At 40.5% G+C, this 24,099-nt stretch carries 20 protein-coding genes and 3 tRNA genes; 5 read left to right on the top strand and 18 right to left on the bottom strand.

Features of this window, described 5'->3' with window-relative positions; genetic code table 11:
• Positions 1 to 85: 85 nt before the first annotated feature.
• Positions 86 to 1,288 carry an enoyl-ACP reductase FabV gene (fabV, locus tag EGC82_RS08205; RefSeq protein ID WP_124730326.1) on the top strand — a complete coding sequence of 401 codons (1,203 nt, stop codon included), beginning with the start codon at positions 86 to 88 and terminating at the stop codon, positions 1,286 to 1,288.
• Between the two features lie 357 nt (positions 1,289 to 1,645).
• Here the strand turns inward: fabV and EGC82_RS08200 are convergent, their stop codons facing one another.
• From EGC82_RS08200 to EGC82_RS08150, 11 genes are all read right to left on the bottom strand, one after another.
• Positions 1,646 to 2,614: an AraC family transcriptional regulator gene (locus tag EGC82_RS08200; RefSeq protein WP_124730325.1), complete on the bottom strand. Its 969-nt coding sequence runs from the start codon at positions 2,612 to 2,614 to the stop codon at positions 1,646 to 1,648.
• 144 nt (positions 2,615 to 2,758) lie between these two features.
• Entirely contained in the window at positions 2,759 to 3,373 is a 615-nt protein-coding gene (locus EGC82_RS08195; protein WP_124730324.1) for a pentapeptide repeat-containing protein, read from the bottom strand.
• A gap of 78 nt (positions 3,374 to 3,451) precedes the next feature.
• Positions 3,452 to 5,329 carry a SurA N-terminal domain-containing protein gene (locus EGC82_RS08190; RefSeq protein WP_124730323.1) on the bottom strand — a complete coding sequence of 626 codons (1,878 nt, stop codon included), beginning with the start codon at positions 5,327 to 5,329 and terminating at the stop codon, positions 3,452 to 3,454.
• 218 nt (positions 5,330 to 5,547) lie between these two features.
• On the bottom strand, positions 5,548 to 5,820 hold the full coding sequence (gene hupB / locus EGC82_RS08185) for a nucleoid-associated protein HU-beta (protein WP_059745462.1): 273 nt from the start codon (positions 5,818 to 5,820) through the stop codon (positions 5,548 to 5,550).
• Between the two features lie 262 nt (positions 5,821 to 6,082).
• On the bottom strand, positions 6,083 to 8,434 hold the full coding sequence (gene lon / locus EGC82_RS08180; RefSeq protein ID WP_124730322.1) for an endopeptidase La: 2,352 nt from the start codon (positions 8,432 to 8,434) through the stop codon (positions 6,083 to 6,085).
• 131 nt (positions 8,435 to 8,565) lie between these two features.
• Positions 8,566 to 9,846 carry an ATP-dependent protease ATP-binding subunit ClpX gene (gene clpX / locus EGC82_RS08175; protein WP_124730321.1) on the bottom strand — a complete coding sequence of 427 codons (1,281 nt, stop codon included), beginning with the start codon at positions 9,844 to 9,846 and terminating at the stop codon, positions 8,566 to 8,568.
• A gap of 130 nt (positions 9,847 to 9,976) precedes the next feature.
• Positions 9,977 to 10,588 (bottom strand): ATP-dependent Clp endopeptidase proteolytic subunit ClpP, encoded by a 612-nt coding sequence (gene clpP / locus EGC82_RS08170; protein ID WP_101087838.1) that lies wholly within the window; start codon positions 10,586 to 10,588, stop codon positions 9,977 to 9,979.
• Positions 10,589 to 10,678: 90 nt separating this feature from the next.
• Positions 10,679 to 11,983 carry a trigger factor gene (gene tig, locus EGC82_RS08165; RefSeq protein WP_124730320.1) on the bottom strand — a complete coding sequence of 435 codons (1,305 nt, stop codon included), beginning with the start codon at positions 11,981 to 11,983 and terminating at the stop codon, positions 10,679 to 10,681.
• A 393-nt stretch (positions 11,984 to 12,376) separates the two neighbouring features.
• Positions 12,377 to 12,452, bottom strand: a tRNA-His gene (locus tag EGC82_RS08160).
• Positions 12,453 to 12,460: 8 nt separating this feature from the next.
• A tRNA-Arg gene (locus tag EGC82_RS08155) sits at positions 12,461 to 12,537 on the bottom strand.
• Positions 12,538 to 12,622: 85 nt separating this feature from the next.
• Positions 12,623 to 12,699, bottom strand: a tRNA-Pro gene (locus EGC82_RS08150).
• 290 nt (positions 12,700 to 12,989) lie between these two features.
• On the opposite strand from EGC82_RS08150, the gene folD reads away from it, so the two are divergent.
• The gene (gene folD / locus EGC82_RS08145; protein ID WP_124730319.1) at positions 12,990 to 13,844 is read left to right on the top strand and encodes a bifunctional methylenetetrahydrofolate dehydrogenase/methenyltetrahydrofolate cyclohydrolase FolD; all 855 of its coding nucleotides are present in this window, start codon (positions 12,990 to 12,992) and stop codon (positions 13,842 to 13,844) included.
• An 80-nt stretch (positions 13,845 to 13,924) separates the two neighbouring features.
• On the opposite strand, the gene cysS is transcribed toward folD, so the two are convergent.
• Positions 13,925 to 15,307, bottom strand: a complete 1,383-nt coding sequence (gene cysS, locus EGC82_RS08140; protein ID WP_124730318.1) for a cysteine--tRNA ligase — start codon at positions 15,305 to 15,307, stop codon at positions 13,925 to 13,927.
• A 143-nt stretch (positions 15,308 to 15,450) separates the two neighbouring features.
• On the opposite strand from cysS, the gene EGC82_RS08135 reads away from it, so the two are divergent.
• Together EGC82_RS08135 and EGC82_RS08130 are read left to right on the top strand one after the other, a co-directional pair.
• The gene (locus EGC82_RS08135; protein WP_124730317.1) at positions 15,451 to 15,945 is read left to right on the top strand and encodes a peptidylprolyl isomerase; all 495 of its coding nucleotides are present in this window, start codon (positions 15,451 to 15,453) and stop codon (positions 15,943 to 15,945) included.
• Between the two features lie 2 nt (positions 15,946 to 15,947).
• Complete coding sequence (locus EGC82_RS08130; protein ID WP_124730316.1) at positions 15,948 to 16,673, top strand: UDP-2,3-diacylglucosamine diphosphatase; 726 nt, start codon at positions 15,948 to 15,950, stop codon at positions 16,671 to 16,673.
• Positions 16,674 to 16,739: 66 nt separating this feature from the next.
• On the opposite strand, the gene miaE is transcribed toward EGC82_RS08130, so the two are convergent.
• Complete coding sequence (miaE, locus tag EGC82_RS08125; RefSeq protein WP_124730315.1) at positions 16,740 to 17,507, bottom strand: tRNA isopentenyl-2-thiomethyl-A-37 hydroxylase MiaE; 768 nt, start codon at positions 17,505 to 17,507, stop codon at positions 16,740 to 16,742.
• A 361-nt stretch (positions 17,508 to 17,868) separates the two neighbouring features.
• On the opposite strand from miaE, the gene EGC82_RS08120 reads away from it, so the two are divergent.
• Positions 17,869 to 18,465 (top strand): Yip1 family protein, encoded by a 597-nt coding sequence (locus EGC82_RS08120; RefSeq protein WP_124730314.1) that lies wholly within the window; start codon positions 17,869 to 17,871, stop codon positions 18,463 to 18,465.
• Between the two features lie 104 nt (positions 18,466 to 18,569).
• On the opposite strand, the gene glnS is transcribed toward EGC82_RS08120, so the two are convergent.
• The 5 genes from glnS to EGC82_RS08095 form a co-directional block, all read right to left on the bottom strand.
• Positions 18,570 to 20,240 (bottom strand): glutamine--tRNA ligase, encoded by a 1,671-nt coding sequence (gene glnS / locus EGC82_RS08115; RefSeq protein ID WP_124730313.1) that lies wholly within the window; start codon positions 20,238 to 20,240, stop codon positions 18,570 to 18,572.
• 159 nt (positions 20,241 to 20,399) lie between these two features.
• Positions 20,400 to 22,712 (bottom strand): Fe(2+) transporter permease subunit FeoB, encoded by a 2,313-nt coding sequence (feoB, locus tag EGC82_RS08110; RefSeq protein ID WP_124730312.1) that lies wholly within the window; start codon positions 22,710 to 22,712, stop codon positions 20,400 to 20,402.
• Positions 22,705 to 22,944: a FeoA family protein gene (locus EGC82_RS08105; protein ID WP_124730311.1), complete on the bottom strand. Its 240-nt coding sequence runs from the start codon at positions 22,942 to 22,944 to the stop codon at positions 22,705 to 22,707. The genes feoB and EGC82_RS08105 overlap by 8 nt, the downstream gene beginning before the upstream one ends.
• A 198-nt stretch (positions 22,945 to 23,142) precedes the next feature.
• Positions 23,143 to 23,679, bottom strand: coding sequence for a GNAT family N-acetyltransferase (locus tag EGC82_RS08100; protein ID WP_124730310.1), 537 nt, complete (start codon positions 23,677 to 23,679; stop codon positions 23,143 to 23,145).
• A gap of 68 nt (positions 23,680 to 23,747) precedes the next feature.
• On the bottom strand, positions 23,748 to 24,026 hold the full coding sequence (locus EGC82_RS08095) for a peptidylprolyl isomerase (protein WP_124730309.1): 279 nt from the start codon (positions 24,024 to 24,026) through the stop codon (positions 23,748 to 23,750).
• Positions 24,027 to 24,099 lie beyond the last annotated feature (73 nt).

Here is a 24,099-nt window from a genome sequence, read left to right as displayed (position 1 = left end):
TTTGAGGGCGTTTTAGTAAAAATGAGTGCCATTTGGCCGTCGAACTATTTATCCTAGAGCCAATGTTAAAGGAAGAAGCTTAAATATGATTATTAAACCTAAAATTCGTGGCTTTATTTGCACCACAACACATCCAGTTGGCTGTGAAGCAAACGTAAAAGAACAAATCGAACTGATTAAAGCCAAAGGCAAAATTGCTAATGGGCCTAAAAAAGTATTAGTGGTCGGTTCTTCAAGTGGCTATGGCCTTTCATCACGTATCACCTCAGCATTTGGTAGCGACGCTGCCACTATTGGTGTATTTTTCGAAAAGCCAAGCTCTGAAACCAAACCAGGTACTGCAGGTTGGTATAACACCGCGGCATTTGATAAGTTTGCTAAAGCTGAAGGTTTATATTCTAAAAGCATCAACTGTGATGCATTTAGTCATCAAGCAAAGCAAAAAGTCATTGAATTGATCAAGCAAGATTTAGGTCAAATCGACATGGTGGTTTACTCACTGGCTTCTCCAGTACGTAAAATGCCTGACACCGGTGAAGTGATCCGCTCATCACTTAAACCAATTGGCCAAACGTATACTGCAACGGCTGTTGATACCAACAAAAATACCATTATCGACACTTCGGTAGAGCCCGCTACTGAGCAAGAAATTGCCGATACCGTCACGGTCATGGGTGGTCAAGATTGGGAATTATGGATGAGCGCGCTAAGCGACGCTGGCGTATTAGCAGACAACTGCAAAACAGTTGCTTATAGTTATATTGGTACTGAATTAACTTGGCCTATTTATTGGCATGGCGCTTTAGGCAAAGCCAAAATGGATTTAGACCGTGCAGCTCATGCCCTTGACAGCAAATTATCCGCTACGGGTGGCTCAGCTAACGTTGCAGTGCTCAAAAGTGTCGTGACTCAAGCGAGCTCAGCCATTCCAGTGATGCCACTTTACATCGCCATGGTATTCAAGAAAATGCGTCAAGAAGGCTTGCATGAAGGCTGTATTGAACAAATATACCGCTTATTCAGTGAACGCCTATACCGTGTTGATGGCAAAGCACCAGCCGTTGATAGCGAAAATCGTTTACGCCTTGATGACTGGGAACTTCGCGAAGAAATCCAGCAGCATTGTCGTGATTTATGGCCACAAGTGACCACAGAAAATTTAAGTGAACTCACTGATTACGATGAATACAAAGAAGAGTTTTTAAAACTATTCGGTTTTGGTATTGACGGTATCGATTACGAAGCCGAAGTTAACCCTAGCGTGACATTTGATGTGATTGAGCTGTAAGCATAAATAAGCGACTAATTGTACAAAAATAGTATGTACTTCTCGCTATATGAAGTTAGCCCTTCAACTGCGCTAACCGTTTTAAGTGGTTAACATAAAAGCCATAATGCCCTGCATTATGGCTTTTTTATTCGCGTAACCCTCAATCAATCTACCTTCAACGAATATCGACAATATTATGCAGTTAATTAACCCTTAGCTTGATTAACGATGTATGACGTTATAACTCAAAAGCAATAATATCGCTGTTTGATATCTGTCGTATGTCAGTAGTCAATTATGCAATATCGTGTTAAATCATCTTTGTTAAATAATTTTGTTAAAAAAAATTTATTGATGAAGCTTATTTACTTGTAATTAAACAATCGGTAAATAAATTATTATCGGCATTGAGTCCTGTTGGGGATCTGGCTGTTGCGATTCTGACTGGGTAAGCGTTGGATGTATTGAGTCTTGGTCTGTAGATTTACTATGCCTAATCCCAAACTGTTCTATAAACAATGGGAAATCTCTTAAAACAACGTCATTAGCATTTAACCAGTCGCGATACAGATAATCTATTGCAGCAGCTAAACAGTTGTCATAGCCATTGCCATCATCAAAGCATCTGAGCGTCGCATATCGTCCCTCAGGGAGCGATTTAAGCGAAATATCACAGTGTTGTAAATCAACAGTATTTAACCTAGCTTGAATATCGATGTTTAGCGACACGGCTATATCAATCCGATATTGGGTTTTAGGGGTAAATGGAGGGGTTGAGTGCAATAAATTAAATGTTCTGCTACTCAAAGCTGATAAGCCATGTTGCTGACGCCACTTGATAAATCGCTCAACCGTGAGCGGGAGTAAAGCAGGATCACCATAATGCTGCATTACAACTAAGGCATGTTCATCAAGTGAGATGATTTCAACAAGATGGCATTGTTGAGTTTGCTGACTGGTGTCTGGCTGAAAAGATTTAAGCGGTTGCTGTTTAGCGAAAAAGTTGCCCCAATCAGGTGATTGTTGAAAAGCTTCAGGAGTTTGACCAATACTGTGAGTAAACGATTCAATAAAATGTTGTTGGTCACGGTAGGCTAATTTAGCCGCGATAGTCGCCAGAGAAACTTGCTTACCAAAACCTAATAAATGAGCGGCTTCTAGGCTTTTTAGCAGTTCAACGTAAACATCAATAGACATATGGTACAGCGCATAAAATAATGCTTCAAAATGGCTTTGCGGAAGCTGGGCGACATCAGCCAGCACATTTAGGTCAATAGGCTCATGTAAATGCTGATCTAAATAGGCTAATGCCCGCTCAAATGCTTTATCTAGTCGGTGGCTCATGCCCTCTCCTTATATGATGTTGATTGTGGTGACTATTTATTGCTCATCACCGAATTGACGTAACCTGACGGCTCAATTGTGCGCATATAATCCAACACACTTTATAAACATCTTTTTACTGAATCACCATTTTAATTAATCATATTAGTCGACTAATTGAATATCTAATCCTTGTAACAAATTCAATGCCTCAAACCGGCTAAATGTCGCGTGTTTCACATTGTTTGCAGTAATATCAATTTGATAATTCAACGCATCGGTAAAATTCGCGCCATTTAAATTTGTATGACTAAATTGACTTAAATTAAAGTCAGTCAAACGCAAATCTGCTTGGCTTAAAATAGCTTCTCTAAAGTCGACATCATGGGCGCGGCAACCAACAAGTGAAAACTCGGGTAAATGCAGAGCATAAAAATTACTGCCATCGAGCAAACTTCTTTCAAACTTAATCGTGGTTTGAGTCATAAACTGTGGCCACTGAGCTTTAGTCCAATCAATACCTATGGCTTTACAGTCGCTAAAAGTAACGTCATCAAACTCTGTAGCAATAACTGACATTACGCTTAAGTTACATTGGCTAAAAACACATTCTATAAATTGGCAACAGTGGAAGTGACTCTGACTAAAATCACATTGAATAAAATGGCAGCGCTCAAAAGTAATATGTTTAAACTGTAATGCCACGCCTTTGATCGATTCGAATAAGTCATCGCCGTAGTGTGATAACACAAACAATTCACTAGTTGCCTTATGACTCATAACTTATATTCCTTATAAACAAAAAGACCTAGACGTGAGCCTAGGTCTTTTTATATTTTATATATTGCGACAACTTAATTAGTCGGCAACTGGATACTCAATTTCAGCATCAGCTTTAAGTGAGGCAACCACTGCACGATAATCAGCTTCGCTGTATTGAGGTGCGATACGTTGTTTAAGCGTATTGATCAGATTGTCATTAATGCCTTCTGCTTTATTAACTTTATCAACCACAATAACCGCATAACCGGTTGCTAACGCTGCCGTATCAATAGTGACACTATTTTCAGCAGGAGCCGCAATCTTGAAAGCTTTGTTAGTTATCGCTTGATCAATGTCCTGATTAAAGCGACCTAATTTAGTTAACGTTGTTAATGAAGCACCAGTTAAAGTGTTATTACCCGCTTTTAGCTGCGCCATATATTCAGCGGCTTTATCACGAGCTCCATCATTGGCTTTGTCTTGCTTCAAACGTTCAGCAATACCTGCTTTAACATCTGCAAAGCTCATGATACCGGCTGTCTGATGTTTTTTCATGCGTATAACCACAACATGGTTAGGCGCAAGTTCAATCACATCACTGTTCAAACCGCTCGCAAGCACTTCGTCAGAAAATGCAGCTTTAATAAACTCAGGATTGTTAAAGTTAGCCGGTACGTTGTCACGAGAAAATAACTGCGTAGATTGCACTTTTGCATTAACAGCTTGAGCCGTTTCGTTTAGCGTATCAGGAATTTCGTAACTGGTATCAGCTAATTTAGTTTGTAAGCTATAAAACACATCAAGTGCTTTCTTTTCTTGCAGCTGAGCAACAATTTTTGCTTTAACATTTTCAAAAGCAGTTGCTTGGCTAGCTTGTAAGTCAAGTAGCTTAATAATGTGATAACCAAACTCACTTTTTACAATTGATGATATTTGATCTTTTTGTAATCCAAAAAGGGCTTCATCAAATGCAGGATCCATAACACCTTGTTCAAACCAATCTAACTTGCCGCCTTGTTGAGCGCTAAGCTGATCATCAGAATCTGTTTTTGCTACTTCAGCAAAACCTTCACCAGCAGTTAATTTGGCTTCAATAGCCTCAGCTTTAGCTTTATCTGCACTGTCATCATCAGTTGAGGCGACAAAAATATGCGCAGCAAGACGTTTTTCAGCCGTTTGATATTGTGCTTTATTCTCGTCGTAATACGTTTTCACTTCTTCATCAGAAGCTTCACTGTTTTTAGCCATATCAGCAGCATTTAATTCAACATACTCAAGGCTGACTTTTTCAGGACTCATGTATTGCGATACGTTAGCATCGTAATAGTTTTGCGCTTCTTCATCAGACACTGACGCGCTTGATAAAAAAGGTGTTGAGTCGACGACTAAATAACGAATATCACGGGTTTGGCCTTGAACTTGGGCAAGCTGCTTGGCTTCACCATCAAGCACAAACTCACTGCCAACAAGGGCATTTAATAACTGACGACGTGTCATATCAACACGCATCATGTTTCTAAAGCTTGTAGTTTGATAGCCTAACTGACGTAAAACGGCAAGATAACGCTCATTATCAAATTGACCGTCAGTTTGAAATGCTGGTTCTTCGATAATAGATTTTTTGATTTGCTCATCAGATACACGCAAGCCTAATTTATTGGCCGCCTGATCAATAAGTTTATCAGCGATTAAACGATCTAATACACCTTGTTTAATACCGTTCATGTAAGTTTCATCAGCCGCTAATGCAGTAAACATTTCACCAAGCTGTTGCTCTATGCGAGAGCGTTCATTTTGAAAAGCCTGCTCTAGCTCGTTGGCGCCAATTTCGTCACCATTAACAACTGCTGCAGGTACACCTGTGCTTGAGCCTAAATAGCTGCTCACACCGGCAAAAGCAAAAGAAAATATCACAAGTACTAGAATTGTTTTAGCAACAATCCCCTGTGATCCTTCACGAATTTTTTCTAACATCTGAATTCTCGCTTGTTGCGATTAATAAAATAAAAAGGCGCATCACCTTGTGGATGCGCCTTATTGTAAATTATATGGAGTTATCAGACGCTACCACGGGTATGACCCAATACTCCCAATATATATTATGCAGCGCATAACAATATTGCTTTTCGTAAAAAGCACCGCCGAGCAGTGCTTATTTTACGAATGCCTTACAAAGGCCACGATATTAACGACTAGTTAACAGCGTCTTTTAGCGCTTTGCCAGCTTTGAACGCAGGAATGTTCGCAGCAGCAATTTTAATTTCTTTACCCGTTTGTGGGTTACGGCCAGTACGTTCAGCACGTTGACGTACTTCAAATGTACCAAAACCAACTAGAGAAATCTTATCGCCATCTTTAAGACCTTCGGTTACCGCAGCGATAAAAGAATCCAGTGCGCGGCCAGCAGCAGCTTTAGAAATATCAGCACCAGATGCGATTTTCTCGATTAGTTCAGATTTGTTCATGTCATCCCCTTGAATGTTATTGTCGCGCCGCAACCAAATCTATGTTTAGAGCGGTCTGCGGAGGCTTTATTTTATAAGCTTGATAACACATCAAACTTAGTACGAAAACCAAAAAAAAGAAGTTGGATACTGCTCAACGTCAGATGCCCCAAGGGCTTGGTGCGTCTGACTCTCCACTAACCTAGGCTACCACAGGTCAGCGCTTTGTTAAGCCCCTTTTTTGATTTTTTTTATGCTCTATAGCAATTTTTTAACTAACAAGCTATTTTTTGACCACTTCAAAGCCTTCAACTGGTCGCTCAAGCGCCAGTTTCAACACTTCGTCTATCCAACGTACTGGATGGATAATTAAATCTGCAATCACATTGGCTGGAATTTCTTCCAGATCGCGTTCATTTTCTTGAGGAATTAATACGTGTTTAATTCCACCGCGATGCGCTGCTAATAGCTTTTCTTTTAAACCACCAATGGGCAATACTTCGCCACGCAACGTGATTTCACCTGTCATAGCTACATCACTACGAACTGGGTTACCGGTTAAACTAGACACTAACGCGGTACACATTGCAGCACCTGCCGAAGGACCGTCTTTTGGCGTTGCACCTTCTGGCACATGCACGTGAATATCACGTTTTTCATAAAAATCTTTATTGATGCCTAGATTTTCTGCACGAGCACGTACAACCGTCATTGCCGCTTGAATCGACTCTTTCATCACATCACCCAGCGAACCGGTATAGGTTAATTTACCTTTACCGGCTACTGAAGTGGCTTCGATAGTTAATAAATCGCCGCCAACTTGGGTCCATGCAAGACCCGTGACCTGGCCGATTTGATTATTCGATTCTGCTTTACCAAAATCAAAACGCTGCACACCCAAAAATGACTTTAAATTATCCTGGTTAACTTCAACCACTTTAATCGTTTTATCAAGCAGAATATGCTTAACCACTTTACGACAAATTTTTGATAATTCACGCTCTAATGAACGAACGCCCGCTTCGCGAGTGTAATAACGAATAATGCCCAAAATAGCACTATCATCGACAATAATTTCTTTCTCTTTAAGGCCGTTACGTTCAATTTGCTTAGTCAATAAATGCTTCTTGGCAATATTAAGCTTTTCGTCTTCGGTATAACCCGACAAACGAATCACTTCCATACGGTCAAGTAAAGGCCCAGGAATATCCATTGAGTTTGACGTAGCAACAAACATCACATCTGACAAGTCGTAATCGACTTCAAGGTAATGATCGTTAAACGTGGCGTTCTGTTCAGGATCGAGCACTTCTAACAAGGCTGACGATGGATCGCCACGCATGTCTGAGCTCATTTTATCGATTTCGTCGAGTAAAAATAATGGATTTTTAACACCCACTTTAGCCATCTTTTGGATGACTTTACCCGGCATAGAACCAATATAAGTACGGCGATGACCACGAATTTCCGCTTCATCACGAACGCCGCCTAATGCAACGCGAACATACTTACGACCAGTTGCTCGAGCAATAGATTGCCCTAAAGACGTTTTACCTACACCTGGAGGTCCAACTAAACACAAGATAGGCCCTTTAAGTTGCTTAACTCGACTTTGTACCGCTAAATACTCAAGAATACGCTCTTTAACTTTTTCAAGCCCATGGTGATCGGTATCAAGTACTTCTTGTGCTTTGGCTAAATCACGTTTGATTTTAGACCGTTGCTTCCAAGGTACTGCAGTCATCCAGTCAACATAGCTACGTACTACCGTGGCTTCAGCAGACATTGGTGACATCATTTTGAGCTTGTTTAGTTCAGCAATAGCTTTTTCTTTTGCCTCGCTTGGCATACCGGCATCTTCAATCTTACGCGCCAATACTTCAAATTCGTCGTGGCTTTCGTCAATATCGCCTAACTCTTTTTGAATGGCTTTCATTTGCTCGTTCAAATAGTATTCGCGCTGACTTTTTTCCATCTGCTTTTTAACACGAGTACGGATACGTTTTTCAACTTGTAATAAGTCGATTTCCGATTCCATCATCGCCATCAAATATTCAAGGCGTTCACCGACATTGATCATCTCAAGCACAGATTGTTTGTCTTCTAACTTCAATGGCATATGTGCAGCCATGGTATCAGCCAAACGAGCGGCTTCATCAATGCCTGACAATGAGGTTAATACTTCAGGTGGAATTTTTTTATTTAACTTGATGTATCCTTCGAATTGGCCAATAGCACTACGTACTAAGACTTCTTCCTCTTTATCACTTAACTCTTGTGACTCGAGATATTCAGCTGTAGCGGCAAAGAATTCTTCTTCTTGAGTGTATTGCTTGATTTTGGCACGTTGGCCACCTTCAACTAATACCTTCACTGTGCCATCAGGTAATTTAAGCAACTGCAAAATAGAAGCAACGGTACCAATATCGTAAATGTCATCTTTGGTCGGTTCGTCAAGATCAGCGTCTCTCTGAGCAACTAATAAAATTTGCTTGTCTTGTTCCATTGCCGATTCTAGGCAACGAATTGATTTTTCCCGTCCTACGAATAGCGGAATTACCATATGCGGGTAAACCACCACATCTCGCAGTGGTAATACGGGGAGTTCGATATGCGCTTCACGCTCTTTAGTCATGGCTCGATTCCGTTTAATGAAATAGACTTAATATTGATTATATTGGGGTGATGTTATCAGTTTCAATGGCTAATACGAAAAAAGGAGCCCTATGGACTCCTTATTTTTCAACTTACTGGTTATCAGTACATTTATTGCTCGCCTGAAGCAACCTGTGTCTCGGTATTTTCGTAAATCAAAATAGGCGCTGATTCACCTTTGACGACAGACTCATCAACAACCGCTTTAATCACACCTTGGGTCGATGGAATATCGTACATAGTATCAAGCAAAATGCTTTCAACAATAGAACGTAATCCACGGGCACCGGTTTTACGTGACATCGCTTTTTGGGCGATCGCTTGTAATGCATCATCACGAAATTCAAGTTCGACATTTTCCATCTCAAATAATGCACTATATTGCTTAGTTAACGCATTTTTAGGCTCAGATAGAATTTGTACTAATGCCGCTTCATCTAACTCAGTTAGCGTAGCAACAACAGGTAAACGACCAATAAATTCAGGGATTAAACCAAACTTGACTAAATCACCAGGTTCTACTTGGCTGAGGATCTGTGAAATTGTCGCTTTATCCGCTTCGCCTTTTACTTCCGCACCAAAACCAATTCCGGTACCTGTATGAGCTCGTTGCTCAATGACTTTTTCAAGCCCAGCAAACGCACCACCACAGATAAACAGGATTTTAGAGGTATCCACTTGCAAGAATTCTTGTTGTGGATGCTTACGTCCGCCTTGCGGAGGAACAGAAGCTACAGTACCTTCAATTAACTTAAGCAACGCTTGTTGAACACCTTCACCCGACACATCACGAGTAATTGAAGGATTGTCAGATTTGCGGCTAATTTTGTCAATTTCATCTATATAGACGATGCCGCGCTCAGCTTTTTCAACATCATAATCACACTTTTGTAATAGCTTTTGAATGATGTTTTCAACATCTTCACCCACATAACCCGCTTCGGTTAGTGTAGTTGCATCTGCCATAGCAAAAGGGACATTAAGAGAACGAGCTAACGTTTCTGCGAGTAAGGTTTTACCACTACCGGTAGGACCTAGTAATAAAATGTTACTTTTACCTAGCTCAACACCGTCTTTTATTGCGCCATTACGTAAACGCTTATAATGATTGTATACCGCTACGGCTAGTACTTTTTTAGCTTGATCCTGACCTATTACGTAGTCATCAAGATGTTTGCGTAACTCATGCGGTGTAGGCAATTTGTCTTCATCACGTTTAGGTGAAATCTCTTTGATTTCCTCACGGATGATGTCATTACATAAATCAACACATTCATCGCATACATAAACTGATGGACCAGCAATGAGTTTTCTTACTTCATGCTGACTTTTTCCGCAAAAAGAGCAGTACAGCAATTTGCCGCTGTCACCGTTATTTTTGTTATCGCCCATTATTCTACCTCTGTTTACAACTTAGGCTAAACCTAAGCTCTGCTTGTAGATATTTATCATAACCACATTGATGACTGAACGCCTTTCAATACAGAATACCTGAAAAAATCTAGAAAATCAGCTAGCGGTTTTAGCCGCGACTCGTTAACAATGAATCGACAATACCATATTCAACAGCTTGAGTGGCACTCATGAAGTTATCACGGTCAGTGTCGCGCTCGACCACTTCTAGCGGTTGGCCAGTATGATCAGCTAACATTTGGTTTAATTTATTCTTAATGCCTAGGATTTCCTGTGCATGAATGGCGATATCTGATGCTTGCCCTTGAAAGCCACCTAATGGCTGATGGATCATCACACGAGAGTTAGGCAAACAATGACGCTTACCTTTAGCACCACCGGCTAATAAGAATGCCCCCATACTTGCCGCTTGGCCCATACAGACAGTACTCACATTAGGCTTAATAAACTGCATAGTGTCATAAATAGCCATGCCAGCCGTGACTGAACCACCTGGAGAGTTAATGTACAAATAAATGTCTTTATCTGGGCTTTCTGACTCTAGGAATAGTAATTGGGCAACAATGAGGTTAGCCATGTGTTCTTCGACTTGGCCAACTAAGAATATAACCCGCTCTTTTAATAGACGAGAGTAGATATCATAAGAACGTTCACCTTTAGCTGTTTGTTCAACAACCATAGGTACAAGAGCATTGAGTACTGATTCTGGTGCTTTATGCATTATTCATTTCCCTAAAATAAAAATGGCCCGCATGAGGAACCTCATACGAGCCATTATAAATGGCGAACCGCTTGTTAAGTCAAGCTTAGCTTACGCTCGTCCGGTAGCCTTGTTCATAAATTCTTCAAAAGCGACGTCTTTAACGGTTACTTTCGATGATTTTAACAATGCTTCAACAGCTTGCTCTTCAAGCGCTACGTTGCGCATGTTTTGCATGAGTTCTTTATTTGAGTTGTAGTATGAAACAACTTCAGATGGATCTTCATACGCTGAAGCCATAGATTCGATCAATGTCTTAACACGATCATCTTCTGCTTTTAGCTCGTTGGTCTTAATCACTTCGCCTAATAGCAAACCAATTTTAACACGACGCTCAGCTTGTTCAGTGAAAAGTTCAGCCGGAAGTTCAGGCATATTTTCAGTTTGACCACCAAAACGTTGCATTGCTTGCTGACGAAGTACATTTACTTCACCTTCAACCAGTGCTTTAGGAATAGCGATGTCGTTTGCTGCGAGTAAACCAGTAATGACTTGCTCTTTCACATTCGCTTTCAACGCTTGCTCTAGCTCGCGAGTCATGTTCTTACGGATTTCAGCTTTAAGCGCATCTAATCCGCCATCAGCAATACCAAACAAAGAAGCAAATTCATCATTTACTTCTGGTAGATTAGCCGCTTGAACTTCAGTTAAGGTAATAACGAACTTAGCCGCCTTTCCTTTCAAGTTTTCAGCATGGTAATCTTCAGGGAAAGTCACTTCAATTTCGAATTCATCACCGGTTTTGTGGCCAACGATACCGGTTTCAAAACCAGGGATCATACGGTTGCTACCTAATTGGAGTTCGAAATCATCAGCTTTTCCGCCTTCAAATTCTTCACCGTCAATAGAACCAATAAAGTTCATTTTAACTTTGTCGTCTGCAACGGCTGCACGTTCAACAGCGGCAAAAGTAGCATGCTGTTTACGTAACGTTTCTATCATAGTATCAACGTCAGCATCATTGACTTCAGCTTTAGGCTGTTCAACAGCAATGCTATCTAAACCCGTTAGCACAACTTCTGGGTAGATTTCAAATGTTGCAACGAATTCAAAAGAATCACCTTCAGTTGAACCAGGAGTAAATACTGGTGCACCTGCTGGGTTTAACTTTTCAGCCACAATAGCTTCAATAAAGTTGCGTTGCATCACTTCACCAGTGATGTCTTGACGAATGGCTTTGCCATAACGCTTGTTGATTTCGCCAATAGGTACTTTACCTGGGCGAAAACCTGGAAGACGAGCACGCTTAGCTTCGCGTAATACATTGTCTTTAACCAATTTCTCGATTTGCTCAGCAGGTACAGAAATAGTTAGGCGACGCTCTAGGCCTTGAGTTGTTTCAACAGAAACTTGCATTGTTTTACCTCGAAATATGTCTGACGTTCTTTGTAATGGTCGACAACTCAACCATTAGATATTCGTTTCTTGACCACGGATTTAGCTCTGATACCCAGCACAGCGATATTATTGATGCTGAAGACGCTGTTGGTACAGGTAGCTTATTTTTGATATTTATCAAGACGCGACATTATAGCTACCGTTTTTAACAGAGTCGAGCCTGAAAAGGTCGATTTGCATGATAAAAAGGCTGACTTATGTTCAATTTTGATGTGTTTGCACGTTTAATGTGCGAAATGAGTTTTGAGTTACAGCTTAAAATGAATTGCCTCGAAATAATTATCGTGACAAAGGTGTGGATTTACAGCTGATGGAGGCTAGTTGTTTTAAGGTTTGATTTAATCAGAAAAATGGGGTGACTGATGGGGCTCGAACCCACGACAACCGGAATCACAATCCGGGACTCTACCAACTGAGCTACAATCACCATTGAAATGGTGCACCCGGCAGGATTCGAACCTGCGACCACCCGCTTAGAAGGCGGGTGCTCTATCCAACTGAGCTACGGGCGCATGGTTACAGCAATAGCTGTATCCTGTCTGGTTGAACAAGTTTACTTGTTCTGTTACTCGCTATTATAGCAAATAACATTTAATTTGGTCGGTGATAGAGGATTCGAACCTCTGACCCTCTCGTCCCAAACGAGATGCGCTACCGGGCTGCGCTAATCACCGAAATATTGCTTAATTTTCGAAACAAACATTATGGGTAAACAATAATTACGTTGTCTCTAGAACGGAGCGCATATTAACGAGTCACTTTGATATCGTCAACGATTTTTTTAACCATAAATGCTATATGCCGAATTTAGCAGCAAAAATCATGATTAGCATCATAGCGCGAATAGTTTATTCACTGTATTTTCCTTGTCTAGCAAATGACACTCTCTAATACGCCTGCTAGAATAAGCGCCGATCGACCATTGACTTCAACACCCGCGTCACTCAAAGGAAACTCTACAGCCATGACTGCTCAACTTATTGACGGTAAAGCCATTGCACAATCTATTCGCACCACTCTAAAACAAAAAGTAGCAGTAAGAAGACAAGCAGGATTTCGAGCGCCAGGACTTGCGGTTATTTTAGTGGGCAGTGATGCCGCATCTCAAGTTTATGTAGGCAGTAAACGCAGAGCTTGTGAGGAAGTCGGTTTTGAATCGCAATCTTTTGACCTTGACACCAGTACTACAGAAGCTGAACTATTAGCGTTAATTGACCAATGTAATGCTAATCCAAGCATTGATGGGATTCTAGTACAGCTGCCTTTGCCCACTCATATTGATGATTCAAAAGTCATTGAACGTATTCGTCCAGATAAAGATGTTGATGGTTTTCATCCCTATAATGTTGGCCGCTTAGCTCAACGTATCCCGGTGTTACGTTCTTGTACGCCTATGGGTATTATGACCTTGATTAAATCAACAGGTATCGATACTTATGGTCTAGATGCTACTGTTGTGGGGGCATCAAACATTGTTGGTCGTCCAATGACACTGGAATTATTACTAGCAGGTTGTACTACCACCACCTGTCATCGTTTTACCAAAAACTTAGAGCAAAAAGTCCGTCAAGCTGATTTATTGGTTGTCGCAGTAGGTAAACCAGGTTTTATTCCTGGTGAGTGGATAAAGCCTGGTGCAATTGTGATTGATGTTGGTATTAATCGGTTGGAAAACGGCAGTTTAGTGGGTGATGTTGAATTTAGTGTTGCTGCCGAAAAAGCGGCATTTATTACTCCGGTACCGGGCGGTGTAGGTCCGATGACCATTGCCAGCTTGCTTGAAAATACTTTATACGCTTGCGAGCACTATCATAGTTAACTAAAAGCCAGCTAAAAATGGTGTTCACAAAACAATCAAAAGCCTGCGGAAGCAGGCTTTTGATTGATGGCCAAATTACATTATTTTTTACGCCATGTGGTGCCACTTGGGCCACCATCTTCTAATATTACCCCTAACACATTTAAGCGATCGCGGGCAATATCCGCCGCTGGCCAATCTTTTTCAGTACGAGCGCGGTTACGCTCAACAATAAGCGCTTCTATTTCGGCCACTTCATCATCACTGCCCTCACCCTTAAAGAAAGCCTCTGGCGTTTGGCTGATAAGTCCCAGCACATCGGCTAATTGCTTCAAGCTGACACCAAGAGCAGATGCTGCTGTCATATCAGTGGTTTTAAGACGATTGATTTCTCGTACCATCTCAAATAGAACGGAGTAAGCTTCAGGCGTATTAAAGTCATCATCCATTGCTAACTTAAACTTGGCGACAAACGCTGTTGCAGCTGCAGCATCCACGGTTAAGTCTAAATCTTTAATGGCTGTGTATAAACGCTCTAATGCTGAACGAGCTTGCTTTAAATTGTCTTCAGAATAATTTAGCTGGCTACGGTAATGACCTGATAATAAAAAGTAACGAACAGTTTCAGCGTCATAATGTTTGAGCACATCACGAATGGTAAAAAAGTTATCTAATGACTTAGACATTTTTTCACGGTCAACCATCACCATTCCGGTGTGCATCCAATAATTAACATAAGGCGTGTCGTGGGCACAACATGACTGCGCAATTTCATTTTCATGATGTGGGAACTGTAAGTCAGAACCGCCACCATGAATATCAAAATGTAAACCTAGATGCTTACTGTTCATGGCTGAACATTCAATATGCCACCCTGGACGACCAGGTCCCCAAGGTGATTCCCAAGTAGGCTCACCCGGTTTAGACATTTTCCACAATACAAAATCCATTGGATTACGTTTGGCATTATCAACTTCAACACGAGCGCCGGCTTGAAGCTGATCTAAGTTTTGGCCTGACAACTGGCCATATTCAGGAAATGACGCAACACTGAACAATACATCACCATTACTGGCAACATAGGCATGATCGCGATCGATTAAACGCTCAACCATATCGATAATTTCTTCAATATGTAACGTTGCGCGTGGCTCAAAATCAGGCCGCTTCATATTCAATGCATCAAAATCTTGATGCATTTCGCCAATTAACCGTTCAGTAAGCGACTCACATGACTCATTATTTTCAGCAGCACGTTTGATTATTTTATCATCAACATCGGTAATATTACGCTGAAAATTCACCTCATAACCGATATAACGTAAATAACGTACTATCATGTCAAACGAAACAAAAGTACGCCCGTGACCAATATGACATAAATCGTAAATGGTCACGCCACAGACGTACATTCCGATTTTGCCTGGATTTATTGGTTTAAATTCTTGTTTGTCACGGCTAATACTATTGTAAATTTTTAACATCGATTGTTCTCTTTTACACTAATTTATAACGGAAAATGTTGATCTTGAGTTTAACATGATGTCACCTGTTTTGAACACTGCACTTTAAGCGACACTTAAGATAAGTTAGAATCGCGCAAATTATTATTTTCAAGTGAGATAACATGATTACTTTACATACCAATATGGGCGATATTACTTTACAACTAAATGAAGAAAAAGCGCCTATTACTGCCGCTAACTTTATGCAATATGTTGAAGATGGCTTTTTTGAAGGTACAATCTTCCACCGTGTTATTGACGGTTTTATGATCCAAGGTGGTGGTTTCACTGAAGACATGAGCCAAAAAAGCGTCAAAGCAACAATTAAAAATGAAGCTAACAACGGGTTATCTAACCGCAAAGGCACTGTTGCAATGGCGCGTACCTCTGATCCGCATTCAGCAACAGCACAATTTTTTGTTAACGTTAAAGACAATACCTTCCTTGATTTTAAATCAGAAACCTCTCAAGGCTGGGGTTACTGTGTGTTTGGTGAAGTTGTTGAAGGTTTAGACATTATTGAAACAATCAAAAATGTTGCAACAGGTAATAATGGTATGCATCAAGATGTACCATTAGAAGCCATTGTGATCAAAAGCGTTAGTGTAAAAGCGTAATTTTGAAAAAAACAATCTTTGTGGGCGATTTGCATTTAAGTGCTGATCGTCCCGATATTACTCAAGCCTTCGTGTATTTTCTGAACCATGGTTTAGATAATACTGAAGCGCTTTATATTATTGGCGATCTGTTCGAAGTATGGATGGGTGATGATATTGCTGAGTCATTTACCATTGCCATCGCAGAAGCAATCAAAACAGTATCGAATTCAATACCTGTATATTTTATTCATGGTAACCGTGACTTTATGGTCGGCAAGCAATTTTGTCAGCGTGCAGGCATGCAAGTATTGCCTGAGGTGTATTGTATCGACTTGTACGGTGTGAATACTGTTATTTTGCACGGTGATAGCCTTTGCACCCTTGATATTGCCTATCAACGATTCAGACGCTTTAGAAGTTTAAGTATTGTTCGTTGGGTTTATGCTCGCTTACCTAAAAAGACACGTTTAAATATAGCCGCAAAAATTCGTCAAAAAAGTGTCCAAGGTAATCAACAAAAAAACTACGAAATTATGGATGTTGAGCCAAGCGCAGTAACTGCACTGTTAGCAAGTACAGGCTGCCAACGGATGATTCACGGTCATACCCATCGACCAGCAATTCATCAACTAACGGCACAACATCAACGAGTCGTAGTAGGCGACTGGTACACACAAGGCAGCGTCTTAAACGTGAGTGACAACGGTTGCGAATTAATCACACTGCCCTTTTCCGATACAAACTAGGCTCACTACGATAAGCTTACCACATCATAGGTGAGTCTTAGTTAACAACACTTTGTACTTGTTGTGCTATTGCGGCGGTATACCACTGTGAAAGCGAAACTCGGTATCTTCTGCCAAAATTAACCCCATTTCTATCTTTCTAAAAAAATCAATTCGCTCGCTGATGTCGATACCAGCTATATCCTCTGCAAGCGTCAAATAATCTTGAAAATGCCGAGCTTCTGAGCGAAGTAATGAGGTATAGAACTTAGCCAGCTCATCATCTAAGTGCGGTGCTATTTTGGCAAATCGCTCACATGAACGGGCTTCAATAAATGCGCCTATAATTAATTTATCAATAATAGTAAGAGGCTCATGAGTACGAACATGGCTAATTAAGTGTTTCGCGTACCCCCCTGCACGAATATTACTGTAGTCAATGCCACGTTCAGTCATGATCTGTAGTACTTGTTCAAAATGATGAAACTCCTCTTTAATGAGGCGCACCATTTTACTCATTACATCGGCGCTATTGGCTAATTTCTCATTAGCGACTAATTCATTCGTCATATCGTTCTTTTTATTATCACGAGCTAAAAATGCATGCGCATTACGGTCTTGTTGATAAACAAAATCCTCATAGGGTTTTGCCCAGGTCTTTAATAAATGCGAACTGCTTTTATCTATCGCATATTTGCGGACCATTAAAATAGCCGTTTGTGCCGCCTTGAGCTCACAGTTGCAATGATCAATCAGCAATGCAGTGAGTTGTTCGGGTTGTTTAGCTTGTTCGACCCAACGGTTTGGTGTCTCACAACCTAAAAAGTCGTAAATAGGGGTAAGTAATTGTTGCATAAAATGGATAATCCTCTCAAAAATCTATGGTTATTTTACCTATAGAACGATTTTTTCTGAAGTCAAAAACGTAATAGCACTTGACGAAAGTCTTTTTATGTTCAATAAATAAGCTAAGCATCTAATTTAACGATTTTATAACAGATGCAATCGATCACCTTAAATAATGATTCTACATTGGGATAGAGTCATAACTTAGCAACATAGATGTTGGCCATTGAACTATCTCAGTGTAGTGCCAACACCATAACCCCTGTTGCTAAGTAGATGTGGACTGATTAAGGCGATGGGTAAATAGCTGTAGTCAGTTCGTCGTTGTTTGGCGAGCTAGGTCAAAAAATGCTAAACAAGGATAACTATAATGGTATTGAATCACTTAATGGGGCTTTACACTCATCCTAAACAAGAGTGGCACACAATTGAAAAAAATCATGAAGCGCTAAAAAGCAGTTTAAGTCATGTGTTGCTTATCGCACTCATTCCTGCAATATGTGCTTATTTTGCAACAGCACACATTGGTTGGCATCCTGGAGCCGGTGAACCACTGTTTCTAACATCACAAAGCGCACTATTTATGTCAATTGGAATGTATTTTGGCTTAATTGTTGGCGTTTTAGCACTCGCTTACTTAGCGTTTTGGATGGGTAGGACATTTGACGCGGATCCTACTTACACCCAAGCTCTCGAATTAGCATCGTATACTGCAACCCCTTTATTTATGGTCGGCTTAGCGGCACTTTACCCCGTACTATGGTTCATCATGGTCATCGGACTAATTGGCTTATCCTATTCGGTTTATCTGCTGTATGCAGGTGTCCCTATTATTATGAATATACCTGAAGAAAAGGGCTTTATTTATGCAAGCTCAGTGGTTACTGCTGGCCTTGTATTATTAGTAGCCCTAATGGCTAGTAGTGTTATTTTGTGGAGTATTGGCTTAGGACCTATGATGCAATAATGTATTCATCATTAATAATAAATTGTTGATTATTGATTGTTGATGAAATGATATGACATGAAAAAAGGCGCATTATGCGCCTTTTTTGTCACTTGCAAGCTTAATTATGCAAAGGTATCTCTTAACGGTACCGTTAAGTTAAACACTAACTGCTCGGGACTTGAGTCTTTACTGTCTGCACAAAAATAGCCTTCACGCTCAAACTGATATGATTTTTCAGCTGGCGCATCCACTAGGCTGGGTTCAACTAACCCCTTCACTATCACTAGTGACTGTGGATTAATCACTTCATCTACGGTTTCAAAAGCTGCAGGATTTTCATTAGTAAATAAACGGTCATACAAACGAAACTCTGCTGGTTTTGCTGTAGTAGATTCAACCCAATGAATAACGCCTTTCACTTTACGGCCATCGGCTGGGTTTTTACCTAACGTATCAGCATCATAGGTACAGTATATAGCGGTTACATTACCCTCTTCATCTTTGTCACAACGTTCAGCTTTAATGATATAAGCATTACGTAGGCGGACTTCTTTACCTAATACAAGACGTTTAAAGTGCTTATTAGCTTCTTCTTTAAAATCTTCTACATCAATAAATAGTTCACGACCAAAAGACAGTTCGCGGGTACCCATAGCTTCATTATTTGGATGAGCAGGTGCGGTAATAGTTTCAGGCTGTGCATTAGGGTAGTTTTCAATAACAACTTTAATTGGTCTTAAAACAGCCATTGCACGTGGTGCATGTTCATTTAGTTCTTCGCGAATACACGCATCTAACATACCGACTTCAATTAAGTTTTCTTGCTTAGTAACACCAATACGTAAGCAGAACTCGCGAATAGAAGCGGAAGTGTAACCACGACGACGTAAACCTGCGATAGTTGGCATACGAGGATCGTCCCAGCCATCAACCAATTTGCGAGTGACTAAATCGTTTAGTTTACGCTTAGACATCAAGGTGTATTCAAGGTTTAAACGAGAAAACTCATATTGACGAGTACGATTTGGCGCTTGAAAATCATTTAAATGATCTAAAACCCAGTCATATAAACGACGGTTATCTTGAAACTCTAAAGTACAAATCGAATGAGTGATATTCTCAATAGCATCAGAGATACAATGAGTAAAGTCGTACATTGGGTAAATACACCACTGGTCGCCGGTTTGATGATGATGAGCAAATCGAATGCGATAAATAATAGGATCGCGCATACACATAAACGGTGATGCCATATCGATTTTGGCACGCAGAGCACATTCACCTTCTTTGAATTCACCTTTACGCATTTTTTCAAATAATGCGAGGTTCTCTTCAATACCGGTATCTCGGTAAGGGCTGTTTTTACCTGGTTCTTTTAATGAGCCACGGTACTCTCTAGTTTGTTCACCATTTAAGAAACAAACATAGGCTAGACCTTTGGTGATTAACTCAACGGCATATTGATGTAATTGGTCAAAATAATTTGATGAATAACGGATATCGCCAGACCATTCAAAGCCTAACCAACGCACGTCTTCCTGAATAGAACGAACATAATTAATATCTTCTTTTTCAGGGTTTGTATCATCAAAACGTAAGTTACATTGACCGTGGTAATCTTTTGCAATACCAAAGTTTAAGCAAATAGATTTAGCATGGCCAATATGTAAATACCCGTTAGGTTCTGGTGGGAAACGTGTATGAACTTGGCTGTGCTTACCGCTTTTTAGGTCTTCGTCAATAATATTACGAATGAAGTTACTTGGACGTACTTCAGTGTCCACATGACTCATGGAAATCCTCTTGGCGCACTATGGCAATATGAATAAAAATAGATGATCCTACAGATCTTAAGTAGTTACAACTCCTAGGCCTGAAAAAGTTAACCAGATAAAGCAAATAAACCCAGCTAAGCTGGGTTTATTGTTTAAATCAAATATGATCAAGCATCACTATTCAGTGATAATACGTATCCCTGGAATAATTTGCTGTGCTTTTCTACCTTTTTTATTTAACCAGAAGTAAAAACCGACTAAGGCCAAAATGAAGAAACCAATCCAACTGGCCGACTGCACTGGATGTTCAGTGAAGGTCGCACCTTGATATACAACGGTGGCAGAACCATAGGCTAACGAAAATGTCCAAATTGCAGCAAATCGCGCCCATTTGGCACCAAACTCATGCACCAAAGCGCCCATAGCAGCCACACAAGGCGTATAAAGCAAGATGAAGAGCAAGTATGAAAATGCCGCTATCTGACTTTTAAAGCCCGTTTGAAGGGCACTGAACGTAGAAGAGTCAACAGACAATGCCATTGCAGCTTCATCTAAATCAGTAATTCCCGCTATCGCAATAGATAATGGATCACCAGGCTCTATACCTAATAAATTTGCCGGAATGGTTGCTAGGCCTATTTTAACGCTGTCCCAAATTGACACAAGTTCAGCCTGGTCACCTTCAACAGTGCTATATAAACTATTTAACGTTCCAACAACGGCTTCTTTAGCAAAAATACCTGTAATAATACCTACTGTTGCCGCCCAGTTATCCTGTTCAATCCCCATAGGCCTAAAAAATGGCGTAATTTGCTGACTAGCAACACTGAGTAATGACTCTTTGCTGTCTTCATGCCCAAAAGAGCCATCAGTACCGATAGCATTAATAAAATTAAGTAATGTCACAACAATAATAATTGTTTTACCGGCGCCCATAATAAAACTTTTAGTCCGCTTAGTTGTACGAGAGAGCACCGCTTTAGATTTAGGCATTTCGTAACTAGGTAATTCCATAACAACGGCACTACTACTTCCGGGTAATACTGTTTTTCGCAGCAATAAACCGGTACCAATAGCAGCGAAAATACCAATGATATACAGTAAAAATACTAAGTTTTGCCCCGACTGTGGAAAAAATGCTGCGGCAAATAACGCGTAAACAGGCAAACGTGCACTACAAGACATAAACGGTGCCATCATCCCTGTAACAATGCGCTCACGTTCACTGCCTAAGGTTCTAGTCGCCATAATGGCAGGAACCGAACAACCAAAACCAACGATCATCGGCACAAATGCTTTGCCAGGTAAACCAATACGGCGCATTAACCCGTCAACGACAAAAGCCGCACGAGCCATATAACCAGATCCTTCGAGTACCGAGAGGGCTAAAAATAACGCTGCTACAACCGGTATAAAGGTCGCAACAGTTTGAATACCTTGGCCAACACCGCCAGCTAAAATCGTAACGAGCCAATCAGGCGAATCGATTGAAGACAGTAATGCCCCAAAATGATCAACAAAAATAGCGCCTGCGGTAATATCAAAGAAATCGATAAATGCATTACCAACATTAATACTAAATAAAAACATCAGGTACATAACAAACAAGAAGATAGGAATACCCAATATTGGATGCAACACCACTTTATCGAGTCTATCGGTAGCACTAACGTGAGCGCCTTTACTCACTGAAGCTTCAAATACTTGTTGCACGAAATCATAACGAGTTGTGGCTATCATAATATCGATATCTGCACCCGCTTGTTCAACCCGCTCAGTACATTGTTGTACTGTATCATGTAGTTGTGTTTCGCTAGTACCACAGCCATTTCCATGACTGTTAGCTAAAATAGCCAGTGCTTGTCCGCGACTTAACTCTGCAAGACCCTGACTATCATTTTGTCTCTGTAAAGCGGTTACACTAGCCTCAATATCTGCATGATACTGGAGTAATAAAGATGACGTAATATCGCCTTTATTCAATAATGACAATAACTCAGCCTGCAAATGCTTAACATCGGCTTGATTTCGGGAGCAAATGGCTACCACAGGACAACCAAGACGGACAGACATGTCATCAACATTAATATTAATCCCCAGCTTTTTAGCTGCGTCAATTTTGTTAATGACAACAATAATAGGAATACCTAACTCTCGTAATTGAGTGGTTAAATACAGATGACGCTCAACGTTGGTGGCATCAACTAAGTTGATAATGGCATCCACTTGTTGATTTGATAGATAAGTCTGAGCAATTTGTTCGTCCAGTGAACAATCACAACTATTCCCAGCGGGTAATAAATCATAAATGCCAGGTAAATCGGTCAGAAAAATATCTGTACCAGAGTCACTAAACTTACCGGTTTTCTTTTCTACGGTAACACCGGACCAATTGCCAACCTGCTGACTTGCACCAGTAAGAGCATTAAAAAGAGTCGATTTACCTGCATTAGGGTTACCCACGGTGACACAGTGAAATTGTTTAGTCATTTTGTAGAACCACCTCAATAATGTCGGCTAAATCACAACGCATACATAATTTACTGCCACGTAAATCTAACTCAACACCCGAGCCCATTGGGGCTCTGCGGATAAAATGAAAGCGGGTGTTGGGTGTAATGCCCATAGATAACAACTTACGTTTAACGGCTTGCGGTAACGTTAATTGACCGATTTCAGAGATAATCGCCTGATCACCCGGCTTAAGTTCACTCAGCTTCATGTAACACTACCTTCAACAACATTAATAACACTAAAAATTTTATCTGAACTGAACGAGTTAAACTTAAATCTAGATCAAAGTTTTACATGTTAACGAGAATAGTTTTCAGTTGTATTACGTATTATGTGACAAATGCCCGTTAGAATACAGTGCCACGAAGATTTTATTTTGTTGGGATGGCTGACTGAATAAAATGAGTTACTCTCTTTGTGCAGTTAATAATCCCATATAGCAATCATCTGACCATATTCCATTAATACAACTATTCTGCCTTAACGTTCCCTCAAGGGCAAAACCTGCGTTCTCAAGCACCTTACGTGAAGCGGTATTTTGTTGAGCACAAATACCTATATATTTATGCATAGTAAATTGTAAAGCGCCCCAATCGATTACGGCTCGTAAGCTTTCAGTTGCAAACCCGAAGCCTTGCTGCTCGGGAGCAATAAGGTAGCCCACTTCAGCTATTTTTAATTGCGAGTCGTCACACCTAAAACCGATAAGTCCCACAAATTCATTAGTATCAATTCGCTCAATAGCCAATGATAGCCATTGGGCAGATTCAAATTGCCATATCGCTTTGCGCTGTTCAAACTTAGCGACTATGTCTGCTTCGGATTCAATTGCTCGAATATGTTGATTGACTTCTTTATCGAGATGCAAGCGAAGAAAATGCAGCCAATCTTTGCTGTGTAAATTACGTAATATCAAACGATCACTATAAAGATTTATATTCATAGACTCTAGTCCCCATCAATAAAAATGGCAGCCTAGGCTGCCATTACTCATCACTTAATCATCAATAACTAGCCGCGGCTAGTAACCTCGAGTAAATGAAAACCAAATTGAGTTTTTACCGGCCCTTGAACAACATTTAATGGCGCGCTGAACACAACTTCGTCGAATTCTTTGACCATCATGCCTGGTCCAAAAGAGCCCAAATCGCCACCTTGAGCACCTGATGGACAAGAAGAACTTGCCTTCGCAATATCAGCGAAATCCGCACCAGCTTCGATCTGTTGCTTAAGTGATTCGCATTGTTCTTGAGTGCTTACGAGTAAGTGTCTAGCTGTTGCTTGTACCATAATATGGCTCCTAAAAATGTAATATCTACTAAAAAATAACACTAACATAATGACAAAGTGATGACACGATTAT

The sequence above is a fragment of the Shewanella livingstonensis genome, assembly GCF_003855395.1.
GTDB classification, from domain to species: domain Bacteria; phylum Pseudomonadota; class Gammaproteobacteria; order Enterobacterales; family Shewanellaceae; genus Shewanella; species Shewanella livingstonensis.
This window is presented reverse-complemented; position numbering and strand designations above follow the sequence as displayed.